The sequence below is a fragment of the Actinosynnema sp. NPDC059797 genome (genome assembly GCF_042732085.1).
GTDB lineage: Bacteria > Actinomycetota > Actinomycetes > Mycobacteriales > Pseudonocardiaceae > Actinosynnema.
The window spans coordinates 35,723-49,928 of sequence record NZ_JBHWIE010000012.1; the positions used below are offsets into that span (position 1 = coordinate 35,723).

General features: G+C 71.0%; 11 protein-coding genes. 8 read left to right on the forward strand and 3 right to left on the reverse strand.

The genetic code is table 11. The features are described from left to right. Positions 1–21: 21 nt before the first annotated feature. Complete coding sequence (locus ACFV4N_RS06315; RefSeq protein ID WP_499671441.1) at positions 22–1,182, reverse strand: MFS transporter; 1,161 nt, start codon at positions 1,180–1,182, stop codon at positions 22–24. A gap of 64 nt (positions 1,183–1,246) precedes the next feature. Between ACFV4N_RS06315 and ACFV4N_RS06320 the strand changes: the two genes are divergently transcribed. The 5 genes from ACFV4N_RS06320 (at position 1,247) to ACFV4N_RS06340 (ending at position 4,943) form a co-directional block, all read left to right on the forward strand. Then, positions 1,247–1,900 (forward strand): HAD family hydrolase, encoded by a 654-nt coding sequence (locus tag ACFV4N_RS06320; RefSeq protein WP_499671442.1) that lies wholly within the window; start codon positions 1,247–1,249, stop codon positions 1,898–1,900. A 37-nt stretch (positions 1,901–1,937) separates the two neighbouring features. Beyond that, positions 1,938–2,831, forward strand: a complete 894-nt coding sequence (locus ACFV4N_RS06325; RefSeq protein WP_499671443.1) for a DNA-processing protein DprA — start codon at positions 1,938–1,940, stop codon at positions 2,829–2,831. Between the two features lies 1 nt (position 2,832). Next, the gene (locus ACFV4N_RS06330) at positions 2,833–3,570 is read left to right on the forward strand and encodes a ComF family protein (protein WP_499671444.1); all 738 of its coding nucleotides are present in this window, start codon (positions 2,833–2,835) and stop codon (positions 3,568–3,570) included. Between the two features lie 5 nt (positions 3,571–3,575). Beyond that, positions 3,576–4,304, forward strand: a complete 729-nt coding sequence (locus ACFV4N_RS06335) for an SDR family NAD(P)-dependent oxidoreductase (RefSeq protein ID WP_499671445.1) — start codon at positions 3,576–3,578, stop codon at positions 4,302–4,304. A 96-nt stretch (positions 4,305–4,400) separates the two neighbouring features. Further along, positions 4,401–4,943 (forward strand): DUF4232 domain-containing protein, encoded by a 543-nt coding sequence (locus ACFV4N_RS06340; protein ID WP_499671446.1) that lies wholly within the window; start codon positions 4,401–4,403, stop codon positions 4,941–4,943. 52 nt (positions 4,944–4,995) lie between these two features. Here ACFV4N_RS06340 and ACFV4N_RS06345 read toward each other — a convergent pair whose 3' ends face one another. Continuing rightward, complete coding sequence (locus ACFV4N_RS06345; RefSeq protein ID WP_499671447.1) at positions 4,996–6,087, reverse strand: inositol-3-phosphate synthase; 1,092 nt, start codon at positions 6,085–6,087, stop codon at positions 4,996–4,998. A gap of 29 nt (positions 6,088–6,116) precedes the next feature. Further along, complete coding sequence (locus tag ACFV4N_RS06350) at positions 6,117–6,662, reverse strand: PadR family transcriptional regulator (RefSeq protein WP_344034503.1); 546 nt, start codon at positions 6,660–6,662, stop codon at positions 6,117–6,119. Positions 6,663–6,827: 165 nt separating this feature from the next. Here ACFV4N_RS06350 and ACFV4N_RS06355 point away from each other — a divergent pair, with 165 nt between their 5' ends. The 3 genes from ACFV4N_RS06355 (at position 6,828) to ACFV4N_RS06365 (ending at position 14,165) form a co-directional block, all read left to right on the forward strand. After that, positions 6,828–7,232, forward strand: a complete 405-nt coding sequence (locus ACFV4N_RS06355) for a DUF5318 domain-containing protein (RefSeq protein WP_344034502.1) — start codon at positions 6,828–6,830, stop codon at positions 7,230–7,232. Positions 7,233–8,031: 799 nt separating this feature from the next. Beyond that, on the forward strand, positions 8,032–10,359 hold the full coding sequence (locus tag ACFV4N_RS06360; RefSeq protein ID WP_499671448.1) for a transglycosylase domain-containing protein: 2,328 nt from the start codon (positions 8,032–8,034) through the stop codon (positions 10,357–10,359). A gap of 470 nt (positions 10,360–10,829) precedes the next feature. After that, positions 10,830–14,165 carry a hypothetical protein gene (locus ACFV4N_RS06365; RefSeq protein WP_499671449.1) on the forward strand — a complete coding sequence of 1,112 codons (3,336 nt, stop codon included), beginning with the start codon at positions 10,830–10,832 and terminating at the stop codon, positions 14,163–14,165. Positions 14,166–14,206 lie beyond the last annotated feature (41 nt).

Genomic DNA, 14,206 nt, shown 5'->3' on the forward strand with positions numbered 1-14,206 from the left:
TAAGCCGGCGGTCACCCTTTGTTAACCGGCGATTTCCTCGCCGACCAGGACGGCGGTGGCCGGCACGGCGTGCCGCTGCGTGCGGCCGACGGCCAGCAGGGCGGCGGCGAGGGCGCAGGCGACGGCGGCGACCACGAACGGCTGGGGCAGGTGGCTGACGAACGTCGCGGCCAGGGCGCCGCCGAGCCAGCGCAGGAAGTTGTAACCCGCGCTCGCGACCGGGCGCGGCGCCGGGCTGACGCTCATCGCGGTGCTGGTGAACAGGGTGTTGAGCAGGCCGGACACGACGCCGGAGACGATCACCGCCACGACCAGCAGCGGCTTGCTCGGCAGGGCCATGACCAGCATCAGGGCCGCGTAGGCGAGCACCGCGACGACGGTGGTCCGGCGGTCGCCGAAGCGGTCGGCCAGGCGCGGCGCGAGCCAGACGCTGGAGACCGCGACGCAGACGCCCCAGCCGAAGAAGACGAGGCCGATCTCGACCGCGCCCCAGCCGAGCACGAACGGCGACCAGGCCAGCACGGCGAAGAACGCGGCGGTGTAGAGGGCGGAGCCGAGGGCGGTGCGCAGCAGGCCGGGGTGGCGCAGCGCGCGCAGCGGGTCGAGCAGGCGGATGCTGTGCTGCGGCTTGTCGTTGGCCAGGAAGACCGAGCAGAGCACGAAGGCGACGGCCATCAGCACGGCGGTGCCGAGGAACGGGCCGCGCCAGGAGATGCTGCCGAGCAGGGCGCCCAGGAGCGGGCCGACGCTCAGGCCGAGGCCGAGCGCGGCCTCGTAGAGCAGGATCGCGCCCTTCTGGCCGCCGCTGGCCGCGCCGACGATGACGCTCAGGGCGGTGGCGATGAAGAAGGCGTTGCCGAGGCCCCAGACGGCGCGGAGGCCGACCAGTTGGCCGATGCTGCCGGCGAGGGCGCAGAGCAGGGTGGCGACGACGATCAGGGCCAGGCCGCCGACGAGCGTGCGCTTGGCGCCGAAGCGGGCGGACGCGACGCCGGTGAACAGCATGGCGACGACCTGGACGCCCAGGTAGGAGGAGAAGAGCAGGGTGACCTGCGACGGTGTGGCGTGCAGGCCCTCCGCGATGGACAGCAGGATGGGGTCCACGAGTCCGATGCCCATGAACGCGATGACCGCGGCGAACGCCGTGACCCACACCTGACGGGGTTGGTCGAAGAGTTTCACTTAGCCATCCTAACCGTTTTGCTTAGCATGGCGAAGTAAGGGCGCTCACACTACGGTCGGCCGGGTGGATGCGGTGGTGTTCGACCTCGACGGCGTGCTGGTGGACTCCGAGACGGTGTGGGACGAGGTGAGGCAGGCGTTCGCGGCCGCGCACGGCGGTTCGTGGACGGCCGGGGCGACCAGGGCGATGCAGGGCATGAGCACGCCCGAGTGGGCGGCGTACCTGGTCGAGGCCGTGGGCGTGCGGCTGACGCCCGAGGAGGTGGCGGCCGGCGTGATCGCCCGGATGGAGCGCCGGTACGAGGCCGGTCCCCCGGTCCTGCCGGGCGCGGTGGACGTGGTGCGCCAGGTCGCCGACCGGTGGCCGGTGGCCATCGCCAGCTCGTCGCCACCGGCCCTGATCAGGTCGTTCCTGGAGGCGACCGACCTGGTGGACGTGGTGCCGGTCGCGCTCTCCAGCGAGGAGGCGGGCGCGGGCAAACCCGCCCCGGACGTCTACCTGCTGGCCGCCGCCCGGCTCGGGGTGGCGCCGGGGCGGTGCGCGGCCGTGGAGGACTCGACCAACGGGCTGCGGTCGGCGCTGGCGGCGGGGATGGCGGTGTACGCGGTGCCGAACCCGCACTTCCCGCCGGACCCGGCGGTGCTGGCGCGGGTGACGGTGCTGGGCGGGCTGGCCGAACTGCCCGCTGCACTAACCTCGTCCCGTCCGGGTGAATGACCTGCGGATTCGAACACACGTTCGATAAGGTGGAGTGATGACGTCGAGGCGCGAACAGGCGGCGCTCTTGCTCGCTCTCCGCGCGAGCGGGCGACCGTGGGCCGAGGTCGCGAGCACGGTCGAGGACGAGCGGTCAGCCTTGACCGTGCTCGACGCGCTGCTCACCCCGGCGCAACCCACGCTCGACCACGACGAGAACGAGCACTCGCACCGGCTCGACGAGGTCGAACGCGAGATCGAGGCATGGGCCGCCGAGGGAATCGACCTCATCACCCTGCTCGACGACGACTACCCGGTTCGCCTGCTGATGGTCCACCAGCGCCCCCCGTTCATCACCGTTCGCGGCACGCTCTCACCCGCGGACGAGCAGGCGGTGGCCGTGGTCGGCAGCCGCACGGCGAGCCCGCGGGGCCTGCACATCGCCCGTGAGATCGCCGGCGCGCTCACGACACGCGGCATGACGGTGCTCAGCGGCCTCGCCACGGGCATCGACACGGCAGCGCACCGGGCCGCGCTCGACGCGGGTGGCCGCACGGTGGCCGTGGTCGGCACCGGGCTCCGACACACCTACCCGGCGGCCAACCGCGCGCTCCAGGCCGAGATCGCCGAACGCGGAGCGGTGGTGTCGCAGTTCTGGCCGGACGCGGGTCCGGCGAAGCACCACTTCCCGATGCGCAACGCGGTGATGAGCGGCTGCGGCATCGCCACCGTGGTCGTCGAAGCGGGTGAGCACAGCGGCACCCGCATCCAGGCGCGCCTGGCCCTGGAGCACGGTCGGCACGTGTTCCTGCTGCCCGAGGTGGTCGAGGGCACGACGTGGGGCCGCGAGATGGCCCGACGCCCGAACACCACGGTCCTCAAGGGCCTCGACCACCTGCAGGAGGTGCTCGACGAGCTGACGGCGGAGATCCCCGAGCTGATCGACGTGTGACATGAGCCCGTACAGCCTGCTTCGCGAGCGCTACAGCAACGTGCTGGCGGCACCTCCACCCGTCGACACGTCGATCTGCCGAGTGTGCCGTCGAGATACGAATGAGTTCACCCGCTGCTACCACTGCCACCGCCACCAGACCGATTTCGGGGCCGAGGTCGCCGACGCCGTTGTGCCCATCTCGATCGCGGTGAAGGGTGACCAGCTCGCCCGCGAGCTGTGGCGCTACAAGAACAGTTCGATCGAACGCGAACGCCGCGATTTCACCAACGGTCTCGCGTACGTCCTGGCCGCGTTCCTGCAAGGGCACGAGACCTGCCTGGCCCGTGCCGCGGGGACCGACGGCTTCGGGGTGGTCACCAGCGTTCCCAGCACGCGAACACCCGAGCCGCTGGCAGGCATCCTGGGCGGCAAGGTGGGCCGGACCAGCCGGCGGTACGCCACGCTGCTCCGCTCGGTCAAGCCGAACGAGGACCGGCTCCGCCCTGATTCCGTGATCGTCGTGGGCGAGCCGGCCGGTCAATCGGTCCTGCTGGTGGACGACACCTGGACCACCGGTGCGAGCCTCCAGTCGGCCGCGGTCGCGCTGCGGCGCGCCGGGGCGCGCGTGGTCGCCGGCCTGGTCGTGGGACGGCATTTCGACCCCACGCACGAACGAGCCACCGCATACCTGGAGAAGGTCCGTGCCCGGCCGTTCGACTGGGAGGTGTGCGCCCTCTGCCGCACCGGCCTAGCTTGATCGCCATGGGACAACGGGTTGCGGTGGTCACCGGGGCGGCTCAGGGGATCGGGCGGCGGATCGCCCGGGTCCTGGCCGCGGACGGGTACGAGGTGGTCGGGTTCGACCTGCTGGAGACGCCCGGTGGCGTGGTCGGCGACGTCGCCTCGGTGGACGACGTCGAGCGGCTGGTCGAGCGGGTCGGGGACCGGGTCGACGTGTTGGTCAACAACGCGGGCATCTCCGGCATCGGGGCGTTCGAGGACACCACGCCCGAGCAGTGGGAGCGGATGCTGGCGGTCAACCTGACCGGGCCGTTCCTGCTCACCCGGGCGCTCGGCCGGCTCATGCTGGCCCGCCGCTCGGGTTCGGTGGTCAACATCGCCTCGGTGGCGGGCCTGCGCGGCGTGGCCGACCGCGCCGCCTACAACACCACCAAGCACGGGCTGATCGGCCTGACGCGCACGCTCGCCGTCGAGTGGGGCGGGCGCGGGGTGCGGGTCAACGCGGTGTGCCCGGGGTGGGTCAAGACCGAGATGGACGTGGCCGACCAGGCCGGCGGGCACTACTCGGACGACGACATCACCGAGCACGTGCCGATGGGGCGGTTCGCCTCGCCGGACGACATCGCGCAGGCCGTGGCGTTCCTCGCGGATCCCGACCGCAGCGGGTTCGTCAACGGGGTCGCCCTGCCGGTGGACGGCGGGTGGGCGGCCGACGGGTCCTGGCGGTCGCTGCGGCTGTCCAAGCGGTGATGTGATCCGGGTCGCACCCCTGTCCCCACGGGCCGCCGCGCACGTCCGATTCCCCGGGCGGGGGTCACCCGTTGGTGAGTGGAGCAGGGGGAAGACATGCGCAGGGGTGTGGCGGTGCTCGTCGCGGTGACGGCGGCGGTCTCGCTGGTCGGGTGCTCCTCGGGGACCTCGAAGTCCTCGAAGGCCGGGTCCGCGGTCACCAAGTCGACCGCGAAGAAGAAGACGACCGCGAAGAGCGGCGACCCGGCCGCCTGCGCGTCCCTGGGCGTGTCCACCGAGGCCGTGCGGACCGAGGGCGGGCAGCGCAGCCTGCCCCTCGTGTTCACCAACGAGGGCGACGTGACCTGCACGGTCACGGGTTTCCCCGACGTGCGCCTGGACGGCGTCGACGGCGTCTCGTGGGACATCACCCGCCGGGACGAGCAGGCCCGCGCGGTGACGCTCGGCCCCGGTCGGCAGGCCGTGGCGAGCCTGGCCCTGGGTCCGGGGCCCGGCGACTGGGAGGTGCGGGCGCTGGTGGTCACGCCGCCGAACACCTCCGCCGAGCGGCGGCTGTCGTGGCCGGCCGGTCCGCTCGTGCTCCAGGACGGGGCCACGCGCCCCGTCACCCACGTGGGACCGCTTGCCCCGAAGGGCTGACGCGGGTGGTGGCCCCGACCCCGCGCGGGGACCGGGGCCACCACCCGGGTGCTCAGCGCTCCACGTCGCCGCGGATGAACGCCTCCACCGCCTCGTGGGCCTCCGAGTCGGAGTACTGCACGGGCGGGGACTTCATGAAGTAGGACGAAGCCGACAGGATCGGCCCGCCGATGCCCCGGTCGAGGGCGATCTTCGCCGCGCGCACCGCGTCGATGATGATGCCCGCCGAGTTCGGCGAGTCCCACACCTCCAGCTTGTACTCCAGGTTCAGCGGCACGTCGCCGAACGCCCGGCCCTCCAGCCGCACGTAGGCCCACTTGCGGTCGTCCAGCCAGGCCACGTAGTCCGACGGGCCGATGTGGACGTTGCGCTTGCCGAGGTCCCGGTCCACCTGGGAGGTGACGGCCTGGGTCTTGGAGACCTTCTTGGACTCCAGGCGCTCCAGCTCCTTCATGTTCAGGAAGTCCATGTTGCCGCCCACGTTGAGCTGCATGGTGCGGTCGAGCTGGACGCCCCGGTCCTCGAACAGCTTGGCCAGCACGCGGTGGGTAATGGTGGCGCCCACCTGCGACTTGATGTCGTCGCCCACGATCGGCACGCCGGCCGCGCGGAACTTCTCCGCCCACTCGGGGTCGGAGGCGATGAACACCGGCAGCGCGTTGACGAACGCCACGCCCGCGTCGATGGCGGCCTGCGCGTAGAAGCGGTCGGCCTCCTCCGAGCCCACCGGCAGGTACGACACCAGCACGTCGACCTCGGCGTCGCGCAGCGCCTGCGCCACGTCCACCGGCTGCTCGTCGGACTCCTCGATGGTCTCCCGGTAGAACCGGCCGAGCCCGTCGAGGGTGTGCCCGCGCTGCACGACCACGCCCAGCGGCGGCACGTCCGCGATCTTGACCGTGTTGTTCTCGCTGGCCACGATCGCCTCGGACAGGTCGGTGCCGACCTTCTTCGCGTCCACGTCGAACGCGGCCACGAACTCGACGTCGCGCACGTGGTAGGGCCCGAACTGGACGTGCATGAGACCGGGCACGCGGGTGGCCGGGTCGGCGTCGCGGTAGTAGTGGACACCCTGCACCAGCGACGCCGCGCAGTTGCCGACCCCGACGATGGCCACTCGAACGGTGCGGCGGTTGTCGCCCATGCCGAGTCCTCCTTCTAGTTCTGCTTGAGTCATTCGTCCCGCTCGCGCTGCTCGGCCTGTTCGTGGGCGATCAGCTCGTTCAACCACCGCACCTCGCGCTCGGTGCTCTCGAGCCCGAGCCGGTGCAGCTCCCGGGTGTACCTGTCGATCCGCTCGCTCGTCGTCGATAACGAGTCGCGCAGCCCTTCCCGGCGCTCCTCGACCCGCCTGCGGCGGCCTTCGAGGATCCGCATCCTCACGTCGGCGGGCGTGCGGGAGAAGAACGCCAGGTGGACGCCGAACGAGTCGTCGTCCCACGTCTGGGGGCCGGCGTTGGCCAGCAGTTCGGCGAACCTCTCCTTGCCCTCCGCGGTGAGCTTGTAGACCTTGCGGGCCCGGCGCCCCCAGCGGGCCGCGTCCTCCTCGGGCACCTCCTCGACGATGAGCCCGCCACGTTGCAACCTGCGCAGCGTGGGGTACAGCGTCCCGAAGGAGAACGCGCGGAACGCCCCCAGCAGCTCGGTCAAGCGCTTGCGCAGCTCGTAGCCGTGCATGGGCGCTTCGTGCAGCAGGCCGAGGATCGCGAACTCCAGCACGTAGCACCTCCGCTCAGTGAGCGCCGATGGGTGTGCTCACTATATCGGTGCGATACATCCGATCGCGCTTCGGAAGTGTCGCGTGCCCCACAGTCCGGGGCGCGCCCGTGCCCACTGCCCTGAACGGCCCATCAACGGGGTTGGGCCGCCACGTACTCTGGTCGCGTGCTGACCCAACGCCAGGTCGTGGACTACGCCTTGCAGCGCCGTGCGCTGCTGGCGGAGGTCTACGCGGGTCGAGTGGGCACGATGGAGGTGTGCGACGCCAGCCCGTACCTGCTGCGAGCTGCGAAGTTCCACGGCCGACCGAGCGACGTGACCTGCCCGGTGTGCCGCAGGGAACCCCTCACCCACGTGTCCTGGGTCTACGGCGACGAGCTCAAGCACGCGGCCGGCTCCGCGCGCACCGTCGATGAGCTCACGCGCATGGCGACCCTCTTCGAGGAATTCACCGTGTACGTGGTCGAGGTTTGCCGCACATGCAGTTGGAACCACCTGGTGCAGTCATACGTCCTGGGAACGCGCGGGGTGAACACCCGCAAGCCGCGCAGGAGGACCGCGGCCGAGTGAACCTGCTCCGGCCCCGGGCGTCGCTCCACCAGGGAGCGGCGGCGTACGACCACCGAACCGCGTGCGCCCGCACGCCGGTCTGGGAGGCCATTTCGTGAACGACCAGCACGACGAGAGGCACCGCGGCGGGGAGCCGCAGTGGCCGACCGGGGAGGACCCGGACGGCGGCGCGCACCCCCATCGACGCGGAGCCGGAGACCAGCCGGAACGACCGAGCACGCCACCCGGCGGGTTCGGCCGCGTCCCGGCGGACGGGCCCGGCCCCCGGCACGGGACGCCCCCCGGCGGGTTCGCGCGTCCCCCGGCACCCGGCACGCCGCCCGGCGGGTTCGCGCACCCCCCCGCGCCCGGCACGCCGCCCGGCGGGGTGCCGCGGGCCGGTGCGCAGCCGCCGCGCCGACCGAACGGCCCGGGTGGCCCCGGCGGTCCTAACGGCCCCGGTGGTCCCGGTGGTCCCGGTGCCGGCGGCTCTGGCGGTCCTGGTCGTCCCGGTGGCTCTGGCGGTCCCGGCGGCTTCGGCGCGCCTGGTGGGCAGGGTGGTCCCGGTGGTCAGGGCGGCCCCGGAGTTCCGGGTGGCCCCGCCGGTCGCCCCGGCGCGCCGGACGCCCGCTCGGCCGCGGGCAGCGTGCCCGGCGGCCCGCCCCAGCGCCCGAACACCCCTCCCGGCGGCGTGCGCCGCCCCGGTGGCCCGGCGGGCCCGCTGCCCCCTGGCGGCCGTCCCGCGGCGGGAGGCCCCGGCGGTCCCCGCCGCCCCGGCGACCCCGGCCGGCAGCACCGTCCCGGCGAGGAGCCGACGGACATGCTGGCGCCGGTGCACCAGAGCCTGCCCCGCGAGCCCGAACTCCTCACGCACCGCGAGGACGAGGTCGAGCTGGAGCCGTTCTACGACGAGGACGAGTACGACTACGAGCTGTCCGAGGAGGAGGCCAAGGCCGTGCGCCGGAAGAAGATCTGGCGCCGCGTCCGCCGGACCACCTACGTGGCGCTCGGCCTGATGCTGCTCGCCCCGGTCGTCGCCTTCGCCATCGCCTACCAGGTGGTCGAGGTCCCGAACCCGGAGGAGGTGGCGGCGGGTCAGAGCAAGGTCATCTCGATCCGCTACTCCGACGGCTCGGAGATGGCCCGGATCGCCCTCGGCGAGGCCAACCGCACGTTGGTCAAGTACGAGGACATCCCGGACTCCATCAAGCACGCCGTCTTCGCCGCCGAGGACCCGACGTTCGAGACGAACCTCGGCTTCGACATGCGCGCCATCGTCCGCGCGGTCTGGTACCAGGCCACCGGCCGCTCGTCCGGCGGCTCCGGCCTGACCCAGCAGTACGTCAAAGAGGCGACCGACCAGTCCGACGCCACGTTGACCCGCAAGTTCAACGAGATGGTCGCCGCCTACAAGATGTCGGAGCAGCAGGACAAGCCCGACATCCTCACGGCGTACCTGAACACCGTGTACTTCGGCCGCGGCGCGTACGGCGTCAAGACCGCGGCGAAGGCGTACTTCGGCGTCGACGACCTCCAGCAGATCACGCCGTCGCAGGCGGCCGTGCTGGCGGGCATGATCCAGAGCCCGAGCCGCTCCGAGGACCAGGCCTACGTCGAAGAGCGCTGGAACTACGTGATGGACCAGCAGCTCAGGTTCAACTGGATCGACTCGGCCTACCGGCAGGCGGAGACGCTGCCGGAGCGGATCTCGGTGGGCGAGCAGAGCGGCCTGAGCGGCCCGCGCCTGCACATCCGCCAGCAGGTCCTCGACGAGATGGCCCGGGTCGGCTGGGACCAGGAGAAGGTCCAGAAGATCGGCGTCACGGTCCACACCACGATCGACCCGAAGATGCAGCAGTCGGCCGAGGACGCGGTGGCCGAGGTGCTCAACGGCCAGCCGGAGGACCTGAGGACCTCGCTGTCGGCCATCGACCCGACCAGCGGCGCGGTGCGGGCCTACTACGCCGGCAAGGACGGCGTCGGGCAGGACTACGCGCGCGACACGATCCAGGAGGCCGGCTCGTCGTTCAAGCCGTTCGACCTGGTGGCCGCGCTCCAGAACGGCAAGGGCCTCGGCAGCACCTACGACGGCCGGTCGCCGAAGACGTTCGACATCGGCACGGACGAGCCGCTGGTGATCCGCAACGCCTCGGACCCCCGCAACACGTGCGGTGAGCGGTGCCCCATCCGCAAGGCGATGGAGATGTCGCTGAACACCGTGTTCTACGAGATGGTCCTGGAGATCGGCACCCAGCCGGTGGCCGATGCGGCGTTCGCGGCGGGCATCCCGAAGAAGGTGACCGTTCAGGGCAGGGAAGAAGAGCTCCTGATCAACAAGGAGACCGGCGGGGCGCCCAACATCGGTATCGCGCTCGGTGGCGGCGAGGCCCAGGTGCGGCCGTTCGACATGGCGTCCGCCTACGCGACGTTCGCCGCACGCGGCGTCTACCACGAGCCGTTCTTCGTCTCGAAGATCACCAAGGACGACGGCGAGGCGATCTACCAGCACGTCGACGTGTCGCGGGTGGCGTTCGACAGCGACCCGACGAAGAGCCAGGACATCGCGGACAACGTGACCGAGGCGCTGAAGCCGGTGCTGAAGTACTCCAAGATCGAGTGCGCGGGCGGCCGCGAATGCGCGGGCAAGACCGGCACGCACGAGCTCCCGGACGACGCCAGCCAGAACTCGAAGGCGTGGATGGTGGGCTACACGCCGACGCTGTCGGCGTCGGTGTGGATGGGCAAGGACGCGGGCAACGTGGCGTTGCAGGACGCCGACGGCGACCCCATCTTCGGCAGCGGCCTGCCGGGCCAGATCTGGAAGAAGTTCATGGACAACGCCCTCGCGGGGGCGGAGTCCGGGAAGTTCCCGAAGGCCAAGCCGATGGGCCAGTACGAGAACCCCAGGCCCGTCGTCACCACGAACCCGTCCACGAACCCGTCGCGAGACCGGGATCCCGACGACCGGGACGACGACAAGACCACCACCACCCCGCCGACCAGCACCACCACTCCGACGACGACGACGCGGACGCCGCGGCCGTGCACGGGCCTCGTCTGCCCGACCACGCCGACCACGACGCCCACGACCGGCGAGGAAGACCCCAACCCGGGCAACAACGTCAGACCACCGGGCGGCGGTGGCTGATCCACCCGTGACCAGAAGGGCCCGGCTACCCGCCGGGCCCTTCTGCTTTGTCCGGAAGAACTGTCAACGAAGTACTTCTCTTCACCCAAAAAGACGTAAGTGATCTGCACCACAACACAAATAATTGACTTTAGACCCACCCTGTAGTTGTCTCGATTTGATGGGGTTCACGGCAGCCAGGGGGGCGCGAGTGGGCAAGATCATCGAAACTATTTCGCAACTCGGCGGGAATTCCGCTTATTCCTGGCGAGCGCCGAGGTAGCGATTCCCGGCCGCCTCGGCGCCCGCAGGTCGTCACACCGACCTCGCCGAGCAGGTCTTTCCACGCAAGTACCACCGCGGCCACGCCGCGGCACCGAACCACGCCCGCACCACCGGCGAGCGCCAACCCGGGCGCCCGCCCAGCCGAACGCGCCCGGTCGAGCGCTCGGCCGAATTGACCTGCAATCATTTCGAAGAATGGTGGGCACATGCGAAGAAGGAGAATGGCGCTGCCCGTGGCGGCAGCGCTGGCCGCCGCGCTGGCAGCGGCTCCGGTCGGTTCGGCCGAACCGGCGCCGGAACCCGAGCAGAAGCCGGTCGCGCCCGCGGCCCCGGTCGAACCGCCCGCGGTGGCGGCCGAGCAGCGGGGTGAACTCCTCGGCGCCGACTGGCGGGCGTCCGGCGACCGGCTGTGGACCACCGGCGGTGACGCCAACGGCTTCCACGTGCTGGTGGCCGAGGCCAAGACCGGGTACACCTGGCGGACCGCGGCCACGCTGCGCAAACCGGGCCTGGAGGCGGACGCGTGGGTCGGCAACGCGTGCGTGACCGGCTCCGGCACCAAGGCCGTGGTGGTCTACGCGCCGCGGGCGTTCACCAACGACGAGAAGCTCTTCGCCCGCGGTGGGTTCTCCGCGGTGGTCGACCTGGTGTCGGGCGAGGTCACCGACCTGCCGGTGCGCACCACGCTGGCCTACTACAACCCCGGTTGCGGTCTCGGCGAGGAGGTCGCGCTCACCCAGGCGGGGGACACCGACCTGGTGAAGACCGGTCTGCGCACCGTTGACGCGAGCACCGGGAAGCTCAGCGACCGCACCGAACTGGACGGCCAGCTCACCTCCGCCGTCCCGCTGCGGGACGGTTTCGCGGTGGCGGGCGGCACGGGCGTGCTGCACGTCGGCCGGGACGGGAAGAAGCAGCGGATCGCCAAGACCGCCGGCGTCCCGTTCCACCTGAAGGCCGACCGGGACGGCGGCGTCGTCTTCATGGCCGCCGAGGACGCCGAGACGGTCAACGTCCAGCGCTCCACCGGCGTGCGGGGCCGGACGTCGCTGCTCGCGCGGGGCGCCGTGGGCCGGGTCGGCCTGACCGCGGCGAGCAGCGGCCGGGTGTTCATCACCGGTGACGCGGAGCTGGAGGCCCTGCCCGCGACCGTCGCCGAGCTCGACGCGCCGGCGGGCGCCGCGGTGTCCACCACCGCCGAGGCCGTGATCACCGGGCTGTCGCCCGCCAAGGTCTCGCGCGAGGCCCTCTCGCAGCCGTGGAACATCAAGGCCAGGAGCCTCAAGACCGGCCGGGAGATGGGTTTCGGGATCGACCCCGCGAACGCGCTCACCCCGCGCGAGGTCGAGGCCGGCTACACCTGCGCCATCCCCCGCAACGACCCGCAGCGGCAGGTGCTCCAGCCCAAGCCCAAGCAGGTGGAGTGGGCGGTGGACATGGCGGTGAAGGGCCACCTGAACATCTTCCGGGACCTCTACTGGGGCGGCCACACCGGCGGCTACCGGCCGCAGCAGATGTTCCCCCAGCACACGATGCTCAACGCCAACGGCGGCCAGGTGCCCGCGCAGGTCATGCTCGGCATCACCGGCCAGGAGTCGAACATGTGGCAGGCCGCCCGGTTCATCCTGCCGGGTGAGACGGGCAACCCGCTGATCGGCAACTACTACGGCCAGCAGCTCTACGACGCCAACGAGGGCAACGACTGGGACGTCGATTTCGCCCACGCCGACTGCGGCTACGGCGTCACCCAGATGACCGACGGCATGCGCAGGCCCGGCGCGGGGGAAGCCCTGCCCTACGAGCAGCAGCTCGCCATCGCCACCGACTACGCGGCCAACGTCGCCGCCGGCCTGCGGAAGCTCCAGGAGAAGTGGAACGAGCTCCAGTCCGCCGGCATGACGTTGAACAACAACGACATCACCAAGATCGAGAACTGGTTCTTCTCGGCGTGGTCCTACAACTCCGGCTTCAAGCCGCAGGGCGACGACCCGACCGGCGCGTGGGGCCTGGGCTGGGCCAACAACCCCGCGAACCCGAACTACGACCCGAACCGGCTCCCGTTCGGCGAGAACCCGAGGGACTTCGCGCACCCGCAGGACTGGCCCTACCCGGAGAAGGTGCTCGGCTTCGCGGCCAACCCGCCGACCGGCTGGGAGGACCCGTACACCGAGGTGCCGTTCTTCCTCTACGGCCTCTGGCCGGGCGGCAACGGCCCGGTCACCGAGCAGGGCAGCGCCGCGTACAACAAGCACCGCGTGAAGCCGGACCGCTTCCTGTTCTGCACGGCCGCCAACGACTGCGTGCCCGGCGGCAGGTTCACGCCGAACGACCCCGACGTCGACGACGACCCCGAGCGGGACACGGGGCCGTGCGCGCACAAGAACAACGTCGGCCAGTACGACCTCAAGTGCTGGTGGCACACCTCGGCCGCGTGGAAGCCGAACTGCAACACCTGCGGTGTCGAGTACGTGCGGTACGACTACCCGGAGTACGGGCTGGAGCCCGCGAACGGCGGCAGCTGGCCGCCCTACTGCCCCCCGTCCATCGAGCTGCCGCACAGCTCCCGGAGCCTGGTCGTCGACCACGGCGCGCCGACACGACGAGCCGGGTGCGCGAACAGGATGTCGACACTCGGCACCATGGCGTTCCGCCAGGACAAACCGGCGGCGTGGGTCGACCTGCACCAGATCGGCACCGGGTTCGGCGGGCACTTCTGGATCAGCCACAGCAAGCGGAACACCCCGGCCGAGCTGAAGGCCGTCACGACGGTCGACTGGACACTCAACCAGAAGCTGCGCGGCCGCGTGGGCGTCTGGGCCTACATCCCCTCGCACGGCTCGGCGAAGACCCCCGCGGCGGTTTACGAGCTGGAGACCGCCTACGGCAGGCAGACCGTCACCAAGAGCCAGCGCGACTACCGCGGCCAGTGGATGCCATTGGGCAACTTCGACTTCGACAACATCCCGAAGGTCACCTTGAGCTCGCTCTCGGGCGACGGCACCGGTGGCCACGTGGTGGCGTTCGACGCCCTCATGTTCTCGCCGCTGACCGAGTTCCAGCAGGACACCGACTACGTCGCCCCCCAGTTCGTCAACATCTGGAGCAACAAATGCGTCGCGGCCTCGACCACGACCTACCCGGCGCCGGTCCTGATCCGGGATTGCTTGTACAACATCAGCGACGACTGGTTGATCCGCCACGTCCCCAACACCGCGAACTCGCAGAAATTCAAGGAATACCGGCTGATCCAACGATCCACAGGACTGTGCATGGTCGCCAAGCACGACCCGGTGGCGAACAAGAACTTCGCCGAGGCCAGGCAGTGCGGGTCCGACCCGCGCACGGACGTGGGAGCCCTGTGGCACGCAGCCGCCCTGTCGAGCGGGGCGAAGGACATGAACCAATCGCAGACATCAGGCATCTGCAACGCGGACCTGCAGGTTGGCGGGTGCCTCATGCCGGAGAACGAGAGCACGGCCGACGGAGCCCGGCTCGTGCTGGACGACTGGGGAGCGCACACCCTCTCCTACTTCCAGTGGTGACCTGATCCACCGCGTACCGCCGGCGCCGAATTCCCCGGACT

What these genes read in the sequence shown, in the direction of transcription:
- ACFV4N_RS06325 (WP_499671443.1), top strand. Translation starts at nt 1,938, where the DNA reads ATGACGTCGAGGCGCGAACAGGCGGCGCTCTTGCTCGCTCTCCGCGCG.
- ACFV4N_RS06330 (WP_499671444.1), top strand. Translation starts at nt 2,833, where the DNA reads ATGAGCCCGTACAGCCTGCTTCGCGAGCGCTACAGCAACGTGCTGGCG.
- ACFV4N_RS06335 (WP_499671445.1), top strand. Translation starts at nt 3,576, where the DNA reads ATGGGACAACGGGTTGCGGTGGTCACCGGGGCGGCTCAGGGGATCGGG.
- ACFV4N_RS06340 (WP_499671446.1), top strand. Translation starts at nt 4,401, where the DNA reads ATGCGCAGGGGTGTGGCGGTGCTCGTCGCGGTGACGGCGGCGGTCTCG.
- ACFV4N_RS06345 (WP_499671447.1), bottom strand. Translation starts at nt 6,087, where the DNA reads ATGGGCGACAACCGCCGCACCGTTCGAGTGGCCATCGTCGGGGTCGGC.
- ACFV4N_RS06360 (WP_499671448.1), top strand. Translation starts at nt 8,032, where the DNA reads ATGCTGGCGCCGGTGCACCAGAGCCTGCCCCGCGAGCCCGAACTCCTC.
- ACFV4N_RS06365 (WP_499671449.1), top strand. Translation starts at nt 10,830, where the DNA reads ATGCGAAGAAGGAGAATGGCGCTGCCCGTGGCGGCAGCGCTGGCCGCC.